Here is a 15,137-nt window from a genome sequence, read left to right as displayed (position 1 = left end):
TATCCTTGCGCCCGCTAACAACTAATTCACACCACAAATGTCACTGATTTGCGCCGATCGTAATTTGGGGAATCGGTGCAGACCTATTGGGAGTCGACACACATGGCAGCACTGCAAACCAGCACGCTTGAAGCGATGAAAACACAACAATCGCAACTGCTTGCCGAATGGACCAAAGGCCTCGAAGCCAATGGCGCGACGCGCAATCTCAAGGAACAGGACCTCAAGCAACAGATGTCCGAGTTTCTGCAATTGGTGATTTCCGGCCTTGAGCAAGGCAATGGCCAGAACATCGCCGCGCCGGCCTGGGACGAGATTCGTCAGTTTCTCGAAAAACTCTCCCACAGCCGCGCCCTGCTCGGCCAGGATTCGCAACAGACCGCCAGCTTCATTTTCTCCCTCAAGGGTCCGGTGTTCAGCCTGCTGCAAAACCTCTACAGCAATAATCCAGCGCAGCTCGGCGAACAACTCTGGGAAGTGTCCGAGCTGCTCGATGCGCTGGGCATGCACACCATCCGCACCTTCCAGAAATCCCGTGAAGCGGTGATCAAGCGTCAGCAGGAAGAACTGCTGGAGCTGTCGACCCCGGTGGTCAAGTTGTGGGACGGCGTGCTGGCGCTGCCGATGATCGGCACACTGGATTCGCAACGCACCCAAGTGGTCATGGAATCGCTGCTGCAACGCATCGTCGACACCGGTTCGGAAATCGCCATCATCGACATCACCGGCGTGCCGACCGTCGATACTCTGGTCGCGCAGCACCTGCTGAAAACCGTGACCGCGATTCGCCTGATGGGCGCTGACTGCATCATCAGTGGCGTGCGTCCGCAAATCGCGCAAACCATCGTGCACCTGGGCCTCGACCTGCAAGGCGTGGTGACCAAGGCCAACCTGGCCGACGCCCTGAAACTGGCGCTGACCCGCTTGGGAATTACCGTCAGCAAGGCGGTATGAGGCCATGGAACGCATCCCGATCCTACAAATGGGCGGCTTTTTGCTGGTGACCATTCAGGTCGACATGCATGACCAGTTGGCCCTGACTCTGCAAGACGACCTGTCCGAGCGCATCAGCCAAATCTCCGCGCGCGGCGTACTGATCGACATTTCGGCGCTGGACATGGTCGATTCGTTTATCGGCCGGATGATCGGCACCATTTCCGGTCTGTCGAAAATCATGGACGCCGAGACAGTATTGGTCGGCATGCAGCCCGCCGTGGCCATTACCCTGGTCGAACTCGGCATGACCTTGCCCGGCGTCAGCACTGCGCTGAACGTCGAGCGGGGGATGAAACTGCTGCAGGAACGAGTACGCGAACAATGAGCGTGCGCAGCAGTGGCAGCCAACCGATCCAGATCGAGCAAGACGTGGTGCTGGCCCGCCAGACCGCGCGCAAGCTCGCCCAGGAATGCGGCATGCGCCTGATCGACCTGACCAAAATGGTGACGGCGGTCAGCGAGCTGGCGCGTAACACCATGGTCTATGGCGGTGGCGGCGACATGGATTGGGAAATTCTCGAGGAGAGTGGCCGTACCGGTTTGCGTCTGGTGTTCCGTGACGAAGGGCCGGGCATCCCCGATCTGAAACTGGCGATGACCGACGGCTGGACCTCCGGCGGTGGTCTCGGTTTGGGCCTGACCGGCGCCCGGCGTCTGGTCGAAGAGTTCGAACTGGAAACCGAGCCCGGCAAGGGCACGCGCATAACGATTACCCGATGGACATGAATATTGGGGGCACCCTGACGCGGGTTTTGCCGATCGAAGACAGCAGCCAGATCGGCCACGCCCGCCGCACCGCGCAACAGCTCGCCGAGCAGCACGGCTTCGACGCTACCGATGCCGGACGCGTCGCACTGGTGGTGACGGAACTCGCCAGCAACATTCTCAAACACGCGGCGCGTGGCGAATTGCACCTGCGGGTATTGCCCCGCGCGGTGGGCGCTGGAATCGAAATCCTCGCGATTGATCGCGCCGGCGGTTTCGACGTGCAAGCGTGCCTGACCGACGGCTTTTCCACCCGTGGCACCCAAGGCATCGGCCTCGGCGCCATGTCGCGGCAGGCTGACGTGTTCGACGTGCACGCCGATTCGCGCGGCACCGTGCTGTTGACGCGTTTCTATCCGCGCAACGACAAGGCACCGGACCGCCGCGTCGGCATCAGCCAGCACTCTTTGCACGATGACCCGGCGTGCGGTGACGTGTTTCACCTGGCCTTTGATGGCGCCAGTATCAGCGCATTGGTCATCGACGGTTTGGGCCATGGCGAAGAAGCCGAACGCGGCGCGCGCGCCGGCGAGCAGACCTACGCACTGACGCCGTTTGCCTCACCGGTATTGCTGCTGGAAGACATTCATCGGGCGATGATCGGTTCGCGTGGCGGCGCATTGGCGATTGCTCAATTTGATGGCGACTCGCTGAAATTCGTCGGCATCGGTAACATCGGCGCCTGCCTGATTGCCCCGGACAAGTCCCGTGGCCTGGCCTCGCATCCCGGGATCGTCGGTGGCCAATACCGGAAAGCCCAACCCTTTGACTATGCTCACGTGAACGGACAGTTATTGATCATGTACAGCGACGGCCTGCAGTCCCGTTGGAACCTGCAAGATTACCCCGGCCTGGTGCACCGCCATCCCGCCGTGATTGCCGCCATTTTGCACCGCGACTTTTGCCGTGGACGCGACGACGTCACGGTGCTGGTCGTGGCTCTGGAGGCCGCCCATGGCTGATTCACCGAACCTGACGCCGAACCTGACGCCCGATGAACAAGCGGCGCTGATCGCGCAGTTGCAGAGCGAAGCCAACGCCCTGCGTGAAGAGTTGGACGAGACCAATCAGGGCGTTTTGGCGCTGTACGCCGAGCTGGATCAGCAGGCCGATCAATTGCGCCAGGCATCGGACCTGAAAAGCCGTTTCCTGTCGTACATGAGCCATGAATTCCGCACCCCGCTGGGCTCGATCCTTAGCATCACCGGGCTGCTCACCGATGAACTCGACGGGCCGCTGAGCAGCGAACAGCACAAACAAGTGGCGTTCGTCAGCGGTGCCGCGCGCGAGTTGAGCGACATGGTCGACGACCTGCTCGACCTGGCGAAGATTGAAGCCGGGCGCATCACTATCTCGCCGGGCTGGTTCGACATGTTCGACCTGTTCTCGGCGTTGCGCGGGATGTTCCGGCCGATTGTCGATGGCGGCGCGGTGGATCTGATTTTCGAAGAACCGGTGGGCATTCCACGGCTGTTTACCGATGACAAGAAACTCGCGCAGATCCTGCGCAACTTCATTTCCAACTCGCTGAAGTTCACCACACGCGGTGAAGTGCGGGTTTCGGCGCGGCTCGAAGACGGCGATTACATCCGCTTCGCCGTCACCGATACAGGAATAGGTATCGCCCCGGAGCTACATGGCGCATTGTTCGAGGACTTTTCGCAGGTCGACTCACCTTTGCAGAAACGCTTGCGCGGCACCGGGCTAGGCTTGTCGCTGTGCAAACGCTTCGCCGCGCTCCTCGGTGGCGAGGTCGGGGTGCAGAGCACGCCGGGCACTGGCTCGACCTTTTTTGTGATCATCCCGCTGGCCATTCCTGGGGAGCCCGCCGATGAAGCGTGACATCCGCTTGTTGATCGTCGATGACAACGTCGCCACCCGCTACGCCCTGCGCCGGCGCCTGGAAAGCCACGGTTACGCAATCCTTGAAGCCGGCACCGGCGGCGACGGCCTGGCGCTGATCGACAGCGAACGGATCGACGCGCTGATCCTCGACGTCAACCTGCCGGACATGAGCGGCTTCGACATCGTGCGCAAACTGCGCGCCGAAGCCGCCACCGCCCTGCTCCCGGTGATCCACGTGTCGGCAGCCTCGATCCAGACCGGCGACATCATCACCGGCCTCGACGCGGGCGCCGACGCTTATTTGATTCACCCGGTGGACCCGGACGTGCTGTTGGCGACCTTGCGCACCCTGCTGCGAGTGCGCGATACCGAGAACGCGCTGCGCGAGAGCGAGGCGCGGTTTCGCGAGATCTTCACCAATGTCTCGGCACCTATCGCGGTGATGGACGCGACGCTGAAAGTCCACGAATGCAACCACGCGTTTGCTCAGCTGATTCAGGAAAACCTCGACCCGGACACGCTGCGTGAATGTTTCGCCGACGATCAGGGCGCGGTGATTGATGAACTGCGCCTGCGCCTGGCTTACGGCGAGCGCTGGAAAGGCACGCTGAACATGCGCGTCGAAGGTCAGGAGCGCGAGACCGAGTGGCAGATTTCGCCGTATCGCACGCCGGAATTGAGCCTGGTGTTTGTCGAGGACGTCACCGAACATCGCCATCGCGAACGCTCGCACCTGGCGCGTCTCGACGATGCCACTACGCAACTGGCCAAGGAAGTCGCCGAACGCGCGCGCACCGAGGCGCAACTGCTGCAAGTGCAGAAAATGGACGCTTTGGGCAAGTTGACCGGGGGCATTGCTCACGACTTCAATAATTTGCTCACGGGCATCATTACCAGCCTGGAGTTGATTCAGAAACGGGTCAGCGATTCGCGTCTGGACAAGGTGCAGTTCTACGCCGAAGCGGCGCTGAACTCGGCAATGAGCGCCGCCGCGCTGACCCATCGTCTGTTGGCGTTTGCTCGTCAACAACCTTTGGACACGCGCCCAGTCGACATCAACGAACATGTGCGTTCGCTGGAGGAATTGCTGGTGCGCACAATTGGCGAACGGATTGCGCTGAAGCTGGAACTGACCAACAAAGCGGCGATTGCCCTGGTCGATCCGATTCAGCTGGAAAGTGCGGTGCTCAATCTGGTGATCAACGCCCGCGATGCGTTGCCGCAGGGCGGCAATATCTGGGTCAGCACTTACGCCGCTTACTCGCACGGCGACCCGAACATGACTGACGGCGCGTACGTTGCGCTGGCCGTGCGCGACGATGGCACCGGCATTGAACACAGCGTGATCGATAAGGTGTTCGACCCGTTTTTTACCACCAAACCATTGGGCCAGGGCACCGGGTTGGGGCTCTCGACCATTTACGGTTTCGCCCGCCAGTCCGGCGGCGATGCGCACATCCGCAGCGTCGCGCGGCGCGGCACGGAAGTGACGATCATGTTGCCGGCCAGTGCTGACCCGCTGATGGAGGTAGTCGAGCCGGTGGTGGTCGATTCTCAGGGCGCAGGCGAGCATGTGTTGATTGTCGAAGACATGCCGTCGGTGCGTATGTTCGTCGCCGAGGTGCTGGCCGATGCCGGTTATCGTTGCACCCAGGTCGGCGATATCGAAACGGCACTGGAGCGCTTGCAGACCGACTTGACCATCGACCTGATGCTCACCGACGTCGGCCTGCCCCGCATGAGCGGCCGCGAACTGGCAGACGTCGCGCGCGGCTGGCGCGAAGCCCTGCCGATCCTGTTCATGACCGGCTACGCCGAAAACGCCCTCAACCGCCAAGTCTTCCTCGGCGAAGGCATGGACATGCTGGTCAAACCCTTCCAGATCAGCGAACTCCTGGAAAAAGTCCGCCGCAGCCTCGACGGCACCTGACGGCGCCATCGCGAGCAGGCTCACTCCCACAAGGAATCAACCCAAAACCTGTAGGAGCTGAGCTTGCTCGCGATGGCGGTGGGTCAGTCGATAGAGAGATGTCGCCAGTGACGGCCTCATCGCGGGCAAGCCTTGCTCCCACAGGGATTCGCGCCCGACACAGCATTAGTGCCCAACCCAAAAACATGTGGTAATCCTGTTTACCCAAGCATTTGTGCCCAACACAAACCCTATGGGATCCCTGTTTACCAAAGCATCTGTGCCCAACATAAAACCTGTGGGACCTGAGCTTGCTCGCGATGGCGGTGGGTCATTAAGAAATGATCTGGCTGACACGGCCTCATCGCGGGCAAGCCTTGCTCCCACAGGGATTCGCGCCCGACACAGCATTAGTGCCCAACCCAAAAACATGTGGGATCCCTGTTTACCCAAGCATCCGCGCCCAACCCAAATCCCTGTGGGAGCTGAGCTTGCTCGCGATCGCGGTGGGTCATTGAGAAATGATCTGCCTGACACGGCCTCATCGCGGGCAAGCCTTGCTCCCACAGGGATTCGCGCCCGACACAGCATTAGTGCCCAACCCAAAAACCTGAGGGATCCCTGTTTACCCAAGCATTTGTGCCCAACCCAAATCCCTGTGGGAGCCGAGCTTGCTCGCGATCGCGGTGGGTCATTAAGAAATGATCTGGCTGACACGGCCTCATCGCGGGCAAGCCTTGCTCCCACAGGGATTCGCGCCCGACACAGCATCTGTGCCGAACTCAAATCCCCTGTGGGAGTGAGCCTGCTCGCGATGGGGCCAGCGCAGACGCCATCAATCATCCAAGCACTTTGGCCAGGAATGGTGCGGTGCGGCTTTTTTTGTTTTTTGCCACGGTTTGCGGGGTGCCGGCCACGACGATTTTGCCGCCCTGATCCCCTGCCCCCGGCCCGATGTCGATCACCCAGTCGCTCTGCGCGACCACGCGCATTTCGTGCTCGACGACGATCACCGTGTGCCCGCCCGTGACCAGCGTATCCAGCTGTTCCAGCAACCGATCGACGTCGCGCGGATGCAGCCCGGTGGTCGGCTCATCCAGCACATACAACGTCGCGCCACGCTGATTGCGTTGCAGCTCAGTCGCCAATTTGATCCGCTGCGCTTCACCGCCCGACAACTCCGTCGCCGGCTGCCCCAGGCGCAAATAACCCAAACCAATATCGCGCAGCACTTCCAGCGAACGACGAATACCCGGCTGCTCGGCAAACACCGTCACCGCCTCATCCACGGTCAACTGCAACACCTGCGCAATGCTCAAGCCCTGCCAGGTGATCGCCAGCGTCTGCGGGTTATAACGGGCGCCGTGACACGTCGGGCACGGCGCATACACGCTCGGCATAAACAGCAACTCGACACTGACAAAACCCTCGCCCTCACACGTTGGGCAACGGCCCTTGGCAACGTTGAAGGAAAACTGCCCGGCGTCATACCCCTCGGCCTGCGCCTCTGGCGTCGCCGCATACAGCTTGCGCACGTTGTCGAACAGCCCGGTGTAGGTCGCCAGATTCGAGCGCGGCGTGCGACCAATGGGTTTCTGATCGACTTGCACCAAACGCTTGATCGACTCCAGCCCCGCCGTCACCTGACCGCCACTGACCTGCGGCGCGTCATCTTCAAGGCTCAATTCTTCAGTTTCGCCAGCATTCGCCGACCGCCCCAGATGCGCGCCGACCAACTCCAGCAACGCCTGGCTGACCAGACTCGACTTGCCAGAACCGGAAACTCCGGTCACCGAGGTAAAACAACCCAAAGGAAACTCGGCACTCAAATTATTCAGGTTGTTGCGCGTGATCCCTTCAAGCTTCAGCCAGCCAGTCGGCTTGCGAATAACGCGCTTTTTACCCACCTCTTCAGCGAACAAATAGGCGCGGGTCTGCGAGTCGGAAATCTCCGCCAAACCCGGCGGCGGCCCGCTGTAGAGAATGCGCCCACCGTGCTCGCCAGCCGCCGGGCCGACATCAATCAGCCAATCGGCGCGGCGCATGGTTTCCAGATCATGCTCGACCACAAACAGCGTGTTGCCCGCCGCTTTCAAACGCTGCAAGGCTTCGAACAGCGCCTCGCCGTCCGCCGGATGCAAACCGGCCGACGGTTCGTCCAACACATAAATCACGCCGAACAACTGTGAACCCAATTGCGTCGCCAAGCGCAGGCGCTGCAACTCGCCGGACGACAACGTCGGCGTGCTGCGCTCCAGCGACAAATATCCGAGCCCCAAGTCCGTCAACGTGCTGACCCGCTCCAGCAAATCCTGGGCGATGCGCTGCGCCGCCAGACGTTTCTCCACCGACAGGTTCGGCGTATGACGCACGTCCGGCGCGTTCGCGTGGCCACTGCCACCGTGGGCGACGCGCTGCTCGCGGGCCTCTCGTGTCTGGCTGTGACTGAGCACCTCGCCGGGTTCATCCGCCTGTTCGAGGTAACTGTGCGCCGCCACTGGCCGCAGTACTTCAGCGACTTGCAACAAGGTCATTTGCGACAGCTCGCCGATGTCGAAACCGGCAAACGTCACCGACAACGCTTCACGCTTCAGGCGTTTGCCCTCGCACAACGGGCACGGGCTGCCGAGCATGAACTGCGAAACGCGCTTCTTCATCAACGCGCTTTGCGAATGGCTGAAGGTGTGCAGGATGTAGCGCCGAGCGCCGGTAAAGGTGCCTTGGTAACTTGGCTCCATTTTGCGCTGCAGGGCGACTTTGGTTTCTTCCGGTGTAAGCCCGGCGTACACCGGTACCGTCGGCGATTCGTCGGTGAAGAGAATCCAGTCGCGCTGCTTTTTCGGCAGTTTGCGCCACGGGATATCGACGTCGATGCCCATGGTCACAAGGATGTCGCGCAGGTTTTGCCCTTGCCACGCCAGCGGCCAGGAAGCGATGGCGCGTTGACGGATGGTCAGGTTCGGGTCCGGGACCATCAACGCTTCGGTCACTTCATAGACGCGGCCCAATCCATGACATTCGGGGCAGGCGCCTTGCGGGGTGTTCGGCGAAAAGTCCTCGGCGTACAACATCGCCTGCCCCGGCGGGTAACTGCCGGCGCGCGAGTACAGCATGCGGATCAGGCTCGACAACGTGGTGACGCTGCCCACCGACGAACGCGTACTCGGCGTGCCGCGCTGCTGTTGCAGGGCCACGGCGGGCGGCAAGCCTTCGATGGAATCGACATCCGGCACGCCGACCTGATCGATCAGGCGCCGCGCATACGGCGCCACCGACTCGAAATAGCGCCGCTGCGCCTCGGCGTACAGGGTTGAAAAGGCCAGCGACGATTTGCCCGATCCGGACACGCCGGTGAACACCACCAAAGCATCACGCGGGATATCCACGTCGACGTTCTTGAGGTTGTGCTCCCGGGCGCCACGCACCCTGACCATGCCGGAGGAAGGGGTTGCGGTGCGCTTTGAAGTCATGGGCCAGCCTTAATTACAGATGTGTTTTTTGAACGCGATAACGATACGGACAGGACTCGGCCGCGATCGTGCGATTGAAATCGACGTTGCGCACAGACACCACCTCCAGGCACGAGCACAAAAACCTGTAGGAGCGATGCTTGCCCGCGAAGGCGTCTTCACAGTCACCTTGGATGTCGACTGAAATGACGCCTTCGCGGGCAAGCCATGCTCCTACACAGTTATGTGTCAGCCATTGAGGACGGCGCGGACCATCTGCGTCAGTGCTTCGGGGCCGTAGGGTTTGCTGAGCAGGTGCGTGTCCGGGCTCAATTGGTGATTGCGCGAAATGATGTCGCGCGTATGCCCGGAGGTGAACAGCACCGCCACTTGCGGGTTTTGCACTTTGGCCCACGCCGCCAGGTCGGAACTCTTGATCAGCCCGGGCATGACCACGTCGGTGAAGATCAGGTCAACGACCAAACCTTCCAGCAACATTTGCATTGCGATGTCGCCGTTGCTCGCGGTGAGCACCTGATAACCCTCTTCGCGCAGCAATTCGACCACCGAGACGCGCACCGCTTCGTTGTCCTCGACCACCAGAACCGTTTCATGCCCGCCGCGCTGCTGTGCGGTCGGCAATGCCGTTTCACCCGGCAACGCGCGCAAGCTGCGCGGGAAGTACATCTGCACGCGCGTGCCTTCGCCGGGCACGCTGGACATCTCGATGTGGCCGCCGCTCTGTTTGACGAAACCGAAAACCATGCTCAAGCCGAGCCCGGTGCCCTGGCCGTCAGCCTTGGTGGTGAAGAACGGTTCGAAGGCCTGCGCCAGCACCTCGGGCGACATGCCGCTGCCGGTGTCTTGCACCGCGACGCGCACATAATCGCCGGCGACAATGCCTTTACCGGCGCAGAACTGCCGGTCGAGGGCGATATTTTCTGCGCTCAAGTCAATCGTGCCCTCGCCGCGCATGGCGTCGCGGGCGTTGATCGCCAGATTGAGGATGGCGTTTTCCAGTTGGTTGCGATCGACGTGCAGGCGCCACGGCTCATCGACGATATTCACATTGATCTGGATGGTTTCGCCGAGCGCGCGCTGCATCAATTCTTCGAGGCCGTCGAAGATTTTCCGTGGGTCACACACCGCCGGCGACAGCGGTTGGCGGCGGGCGAACGCGAGCAGTTGCGAGGACAGCTTGGCGCCGCGCTCGACCGCAGCAATCGAGGCTTTGACCCGACGCTGCACGTTGGCGTTGTCCGGTTCATGCCGAGCGAGCAGGTGCAGGTTGCCGGCGATCACTTGCAGCAGGTTATTGAAGTCATGGGCGACGCCACCGGTGAGGCCGCCAATCGCTTCCAGTTTCTGCGACTGGCGCAGCTGTTCCTCTGCCGCCAGCCGCGCGCCGACTTCGTTGGCCACACGCTCTTCGAGATTGCGGGTGAACTTGAGCAGCGATTCTTCGGCGGTCTTGCGTTCGTGAATGTCGATCAACACGCCTGGAAAGCGAAACGCCCGGCCCTTTTCGTTGAACTCGCAACAGCCGCTGGCGAGCACCCACAGATAGCTGCCGTCGGGGCGCATCACGCGGTATTCGGCGTTGTACGGCGCGCCGGTTTTCACTGCTTGCTCGACCCGTTCGCGCACCCAACTGAGGTCATCGGGGTGAATTCGCGACTCGGCGATATACGACGGCAGGTTGGCCAGTTCGTATTCGGCAGGGTAAGAGAACGTCCGGGCAAAACGCTCGTCGCCGGACAGCACATCGGCCTCGAGATCCCAGACAAACGAGCCGATCAACGCACCGGCATTCAGCGCCAGGCGCACGCGTTCGTTATCGGCACGGTAAGCATCCTCTGCAGCCTGGCGGCGGCGCTCGGAAATCACATGCGCGGTGGTCTCGACCACCATTGCCATGACCCCGCCGGGCCGTCCTTCATCGTCGGCCACCGGGCTGTAATAGAGGTCCATCCAGACTTGTTCCGGAATGCCGTCGCGGAGCAATTCCAGCTCTTTGCTGCGGTAGGACAACGTGCCGCCCGCCAGGCAGGTATCGACCACGTGGCGGTTGAAGTCGGCGACTTCCGGCCAGCCCAGTTCAACTGGCGAGCCCAACAGATAAGGGTGGCGCCCGCCCGCAAACACCGAATACGCATCGTTGTAGATCATGTAGCCGAGCCGACCCCAGAGCATCACCATCGGCAATGGCGACGCGAGCATCAACTGCACCGTACTGCTCAGGCTGCGCGGCCATTGATCAATGTGTCCAAGCTCGGTCTGGCTCCAGTCGTACGCACAGATGCGCCCGGCCATTTCGCCATTCCAGCCAACACAACCGTGGTTATCGGAAAGAAACTGCATCGACTGACTCTGTGTCCTGTGGTGACGCCCGTTGGGTTCGAGCACGTTGAGTGCCAATGGTTTCATAGAGTTATAGCTGAGCGAAGATTTCGCAGGAGCTGCCGGTCATCGAGTGGCGGTGACTGCGGACGCAGTCTCGCTGGGGCTCGGCAGCTGCTACAGGTCTGGTGGCGGCTGCCGACTAAACCTCGATCAAATGTTTGAGCGGATGGTAGCCAGTTTTCAATGTGGCGGCGACATCCAGAATGGCTTTCTCGATGCCATTCAAATGCATGCAGGTCAGTTCGATGGCGGCGCTCTGGTTGCCAGCCTCGATGTACTCGATCAGGCGCAAATGCTCATCGTCGCGGCACACCTCGTGGCTGTCGTCGTCCAGCGCTGCGGCGTACAGCGAGGCGCGCGAAATCAGCTTCTGGAACCAGTCAAGCAGCACTGGATTATTCAGGCTGCGCGCCAGTTTGATGTGGAACTCGCCGAGCAGATGAATCAGCCGTTCATGATCGCCGCTGCGGTGTGCCTGATCTTCCAGCAACAGGTGATCGCGCAGGTCCTGGGTCACTGCGGTATCGCGGCGACGGCACAGTTCGCTGACGATGCCGATCTCGACCAGCCGCCGGGTTTCAAACAGCGAACGAATTTCTTCATCGCTGGGCAACGACACCGACGCACCTTTATTGGGCTCGGTGGTGACCAGCCCATCGGCCTCCAATTGCTTGAGTGCAGCACGAACCGACGTGCGGCTGACATTAAATAACTGCGCCAGCGACGCCTCGCCGAGTTTCATCCCCGGACGCAGCGAACGCTTGCTGATCGCCTCGTAAACCCCTTGGTAGACACGGTCGACCGTGGTTTCCAGTTTTTTCTCGACCATTTCCCCGCTCCTTTGGCCCAGTGCAATCCACCCCTGGCGTTGATCAGCCATTGAAAAAGGGGCTTGCAAGAGCAGATTAATCCGGCTATTTCTAAATTGCATCCAAACATTGCATACAATAATTAGAGGATTGCACCATTATGGTTCAGCCGATAGCCATTGAAGTGCGTAACGTTTCCAAGCGCTATTCCGACGACCCAGGGCTGGCGCCCGCCCTCGACAATGTGTCCGTGGACATTGCCGACAACGAATTCTTCACCCTGCTCGGCCCGTCCGGCTGCGGCAAAACCACTTTGCTGCGCACCATCGCCGGTTTCGAACACGTCAGCGATGGCGAGATTCGTCTGGCGGGCGAACCGGTCAACCATCTGCCGCCGTTCAAGCGGCGGGTCAACACGGTGTTCCAGAGTTACGCGCTGTTTCCGCACATGAGTGTCGCGCAGAATATCGCCTTCGGCCTCGAGATGCAGGGTCTTGATCACAAGTCGATACCGCAGCGGGTCGATGAAATGCTCGCGCTGGTGCAAATGCAACACCTGGCCCGGCGCAAACCGGCGGAACTGTCCGGCGGTCAGCAGCAACGCGTGGCGTTGGCGCGGGCCTTGGCGCCGAAACCGAAAGTGCTGTTGCTGGATGAACCGCTGTCAGCGCTCGACCTCAAGTTGCGCAAAGAAATGCAGGTCGAACTCAAGCGCGTGCAGAAGGAAGCCGGGATCACTTTCATTTTTGTCACCCACGATCAGGAAGAAGCGCTGACGCTTTCCGATCGCATCGCGGTAATGTCCGCCGGCAAGATCCTGCAGATCGGCACGCCGAACGACATTTACGAACGCCCCAACCATCAGTTCGTCGCGCAGTTTATCGGCGACATCAATTTCCTCCCCGGCCACCTCAAGCGCGGTCAGCACAACGAAAAACTCTTTGTGCCGAACGGCATGCCGGTGGAAATCCCCTGCCCGGCCCACGGTTTTGACGGCGCGGCAGTGCAATTGGCATTTCGCCCGGAGCGTTCGCAGCTGGTCGAGCCGACGCAGCCGCATCACCTGCGCGGGGTGATCGAAGCCGTGTTGTATGTCGGCACCGCGACGCTCTATCAATGCCGCTTGAACAACGACATCAAAGTCATGTTGCGCGAAAACAACGAAGGCCTGAACCGTGGCCGGGTCGTCGGCGATCGCGTCGCGGTCAATCTGCCGCCGCACGCCTGCCTGTTGATGGAGGCCTGAGATGAGCGTCAGCAGCACTTCTCCCGCCCTCAACCGCGCGCTGTTGCTCAGCCCGGTGGTTTTGACATTGCTCGCGTTGATCGCCATTCCGCTGGGCATCATGGGTTACATCAGCCTGCTGCCGCGCAACGTTTACGGCGGCGTCGACTGGCAGGCCGATTGGCAATTGCACAGTTACGTGCAGCTGTTTTTCCAGGAAGGTTTCGACGGTGAACTGGAGCTCAATTGGGTCTACGCCCAAGCCCTGTTGCGTTCGGTGTTTCAGGCTGGCGGCACGACGCTGCTGTGTTTCCTGTTCGGTTTTCCGGTGGCGTTATGGATGAGCAGCCTGACTCCGCGCCGACGCAATTTGATGGTGTTGCTGATCACCATTCCGTTCTGGACCAACCTGCTGATCCGCAACTACGCCTGGCTGATCATCCTCCGCGAACAGGGCTGGGTCGCCCAGAGCCTGAATGCGCTGTTGCCGCAGGCCGGTGGCATCACCCTGCTCTACAACGACTTCGCGGTCAGTGTCGGGCTGGTCTACAGCTTTCTGCCGTTCATGATTCTGCCGATTTACTCGACCCTGGAAAAACTCGACTGGCGTCTGGTGGAAGCCGCCTACGACCTCGGCGCCAATCGCTGGCACGCGCTGAAGCGGATCATTTTGCCGCTGTCGATGCCGGGCGTGATTGCCGGCGCGCTGCTGGTATTTGTGCCGAGCCTCGGTGCGTTCATCACCCCGGCGATTCTCGGCGGCGGCAAGACGCTGATGATCGGCAACCTGATCCAGCAGCAATTCGGCACCGCACGCAACTGGCCGCTGGGCAGCTCGCTGTCGTTCCTGTTGCTGGGGATTCTGTTGGTGTCACTGGTGCTCTACGCGCTGTATAGCCGCCGCGCTAGCAAGACACTTCGTCGGGGAGCCACGTCATGATCGCTTTGCACCTGAAAAAACTGCCGCTGACACGTGAAGTCAGCCTGTTGATCCTCGCCTATCTGTACGTGCCGATCTTTGTGCTGATCGCCTACAGCTTCAACGCCAATCGCTCGGCGACGGTGTGGACCGAGTTCTCGTTTGCCTGGTACGGGAGGATTCTCGCCAACCCGTCGATCCAGACCGCCGCGCTGAATTCGATCATCGTCGCCAGCATCGCCACGGTCTGCGCCACGGCGATTGCGCTGCTCGCGGCACTGGCGACTTACCGGCCGTTCTATGGGCAGAAAATGGTCGAGGGCGGGATCAACCTGCCGCTGATCCTGCCGGAAATCGTCACGGCGGTGGCGACCTTGCTGCTGTTCATGGCGCTGGGGATCAAGCTCGGTTTGCTGACGGTGATCGTCGCGCATGTCGGCTTCTGCATTCCCTTCGCTTACCTGCCGATTCGCGCGCGCCTGAATGATCTGGACAAAAGTCTGCTGGAAGCGGCGAACGACCTGTACGCCAATCCGTGGCAGGTGTTTCGCCGGGTGACGCTGCCGCTGCTGTGGCCGGCGGTGTTGTCCGGTTCGGTGCTGGCGTTTGTGGTCAGCCTCGACGATTTCATCATGACGTTCTTCGTCGCCGGCCCCGGTTCGACGACGTTGCCGGTGTACATCTTCTCGGCGATCAAGGCTGGCGTGACCCCGGAGATCAACGCGATCTCGACCCTGATGCTGGTGATTTCCATCGTGCTGGTGGTGTTGGCTTTCTGGCTGGGACAGCGCGGCAAAAACCAATAAAAACCTGGAGC

At 60.9% G+C, this 15,137-nt stretch carries 12 protein-coding genes; 9 read left to right on the top strand and 3 right to left on the bottom strand.

Annotated features, from left to right (window positions below; translation table 11 throughout):
* Positions 1-102: 102 nt before the first annotated feature.
* The 6 genes from FBY12_RS02870 to FBY12_RS02845 are packed head-to-tail and all read left to right on the top strand — an operon-like array spanning position 103 to position 5,536.
* Complete coding sequence (locus FBY12_RS02870; protein WP_145250951.1) at positions 103-954, top strand: STAS domain-containing protein; 852 nt, start codon at positions 103-105, stop codon at positions 952-954.
* A gap of 4 nt (positions 955-958) precedes the next feature.
* Positions 959-1,321 carry an STAS domain-containing protein gene (locus FBY12_RS02865; protein WP_121734322.1) on the top strand — a complete coding sequence of 121 codons (363 nt, stop codon included), beginning with the start codon at positions 959-961 and terminating at the stop codon, positions 1,319-1,321.
* The gene (locus FBY12_RS02860) at positions 1,318-1,722 is read left to right on the top strand and encodes an anti-sigma regulatory factor (RefSeq protein ID WP_121757438.1); all 405 of its coding nucleotides are present in this window, start codon (positions 1,318-1,320) and stop codon (positions 1,720-1,722) included. The genes FBY12_RS02865 and FBY12_RS02860 overlap by 4 nt, the downstream gene beginning before the upstream one ends.
* Positions 1,719-2,723, top strand: a complete 1,005-nt coding sequence (locus FBY12_RS02855) for an ATP-binding protein (RefSeq protein WP_145252296.1) — start codon at positions 1,719-1,721, stop codon at positions 2,721-2,723. The genes FBY12_RS02860 and FBY12_RS02855 overlap by 4 nt, the downstream gene beginning before the upstream one ends.
* Positions 2,716-3,603 carry a sensor histidine kinase KdpD gene (locus FBY12_RS02850; protein WP_145250948.1) on the top strand — a complete coding sequence of 296 codons (888 nt, stop codon included), beginning with the start codon at positions 2,716-2,718 and terminating at the stop codon, positions 3,601-3,603. The genes FBY12_RS02855 and FBY12_RS02850 overlap by 8 nt, the downstream gene beginning before the upstream one ends.
* Complete coding sequence (locus tag FBY12_RS02845) at positions 3,593-5,536, top strand: response regulator (RefSeq protein WP_121734320.1); 1,944 nt, start codon at positions 3,593-3,595, stop codon at positions 5,534-5,536. The genes FBY12_RS02850 and FBY12_RS02845 overlap by 11 nt, the downstream gene beginning before the upstream one ends.
* Before the next feature lie 818 nt (positions 5,537-6,354).
* On the opposite strand, the gene FBY12_RS02840 is transcribed toward FBY12_RS02845, so the two are convergent.
* From FBY12_RS02840 to FBY12_RS02830, 3 genes are all read right to left on the bottom strand, one after another.
* Entirely contained in the window at positions 6,355-8,985 is a 2,631-nt protein-coding gene (locus FBY12_RS02840; protein ID WP_145250945.1) for an excinuclease ABC subunit UvrA, read from the bottom strand.
* 228 nt (positions 8,986-9,213) lie between these two features.
* Entirely contained in the window at positions 9,214-11,325 is a 2,112-nt protein-coding gene (locus FBY12_RS02835; RefSeq protein WP_145250942.1) for a PAS domain-containing sensor histidine kinase, read from the bottom strand.
* Positions 11,326-11,506: 181 nt separating this feature from the next.
* Positions 11,507-12,196: a GntR family transcriptional regulator gene (locus FBY12_RS02830; protein ID WP_121734317.1), complete on the bottom strand. Its 690-nt coding sequence runs from the start codon at positions 12,194-12,196 to the stop codon at positions 11,507-11,509.
* 140 nt (positions 12,197-12,336) lie between these two features.
* Here FBY12_RS02830 and FBY12_RS02825 point away from each other — a divergent pair, with 140 nt between their 5' ends.
* Genes FBY12_RS02825 through FBY12_RS02815 form a run of 3 tightly spaced genes read left to right on the top strand, consistent with a single transcriptional unit; the run spans position 12,337 to position 15,126 of the window.
* Positions 12,337-13,422 (top strand): ABC transporter ATP-binding protein, encoded by a 1,086-nt coding sequence (locus FBY12_RS02825; RefSeq protein ID WP_121734316.1) that lies wholly within the window; start codon positions 12,337-12,339, stop codon positions 13,420-13,422.
* A 1-nt stretch (position 13,423) separates the two neighbouring features.
* On the top strand, positions 13,424-14,341 hold the full coding sequence (locus FBY12_RS02820) for an ABC transporter permease (RefSeq protein ID WP_145250939.1): 918 nt from the start codon (positions 13,424-13,426) through the stop codon (positions 14,339-14,341).
* On the top strand, positions 14,338-15,126 hold the full coding sequence (locus FBY12_RS02815) for an ABC transporter permease (RefSeq protein WP_008031524.1): 789 nt from the start codon (positions 14,338-14,340) through the stop codon (positions 15,124-15,126). The genes FBY12_RS02820 and FBY12_RS02815 overlap by 4 nt, the downstream gene beginning before the upstream one ends.
* Positions 15,127-15,137: the final 11 nt, after the last annotated feature.

The organism is Pseudomonas sp. SJZ131 (assembly GCF_007828705.1).
Taxonomy (GTDB): domain Bacteria; phylum Pseudomonadota; class Gammaproteobacteria; order Pseudomonadales; family Pseudomonadaceae; genus Aquipseudomonas; species Aquipseudomonas prosekii.
Note: the sequence above shows the minus strand (reverse complement) of the source record. Positions and strands in the feature narration are given on the sequence as shown.

Coding starts and splice junctions, on each gene's coding strand:
- FBY12_RS02815 (WP_008031524.1), top strand. CDS start 14,338: ATGATCGCTTTGCACCTGAAAAAACTGCCGCTGACACGTGAAGTCAGC.
- FBY12_RS02860 (WP_121757438.1), top strand. CDS start 1,318: ATGAGCGTGCGCAGCAGTGGCAGCCAACCGATCCAGATCGAGCAAGAC.
- FBY12_RS02830 (WP_121734317.1), bottom strand. CDS start 12,196: ATGGTCGAGAAAAAACTGGAAACCACGGTCGACCGTGTCTACCAAGGG.
- FBY12_RS02870 (WP_145250951.1), top strand. CDS start 103: ATGGCAGCACTGCAAACCAGCACGCTTGAAGCGATGAAAACACAACAA.
- FBY12_RS02850 (WP_145250948.1), top strand. CDS start 2,716: ATGGCTGATTCACCGAACCTGACGCCGAACCTGACGCCCGATGAACAA.
- FBY12_RS02820 (WP_145250939.1), top strand. CDS start 13,424: ATGAGCGTCAGCAGCACTTCTCCCGCCCTCAACCGCGCGCTGTTGCTC.
- FBY12_RS02865 (WP_121734322.1), top strand. CDS start 959: ATGGAACGCATCCCGATCCTACAAATGGGCGGCTTTTTGCTGGTGACC.
- FBY12_RS02855 (WP_145252296.1), top strand. CDS start 1,719: ATGAATATTGGGGGCACCCTGACGCGGGTTTTGCCGATCGAAGACAGC.
- FBY12_RS02845 (WP_121734320.1), top strand. CDS start 3,593: ATGAAGCGTGACATCCGCTTGTTGATCGTCGATGACAACGTCGCCACC.
- FBY12_RS02835 (WP_145250942.1), bottom strand. CDS start 11,325: ATGCAGTTTCTTTCCGATAACCACGGTTGTGTTGGCTGGAATGGCGAA.
- FBY12_RS02825 (WP_121734316.1), top strand. CDS start 12,337: ATGGTTCAGCCGATAGCCATTGAAGTGCGTAACGTTTCCAAGCGCTAT.
- FBY12_RS02840 (WP_145250945.1), bottom strand. CDS start 8,985: ATGACTTCAAAGCGCACCGCAACCCCTTCCTCCGGCATGGTCAGGGTG.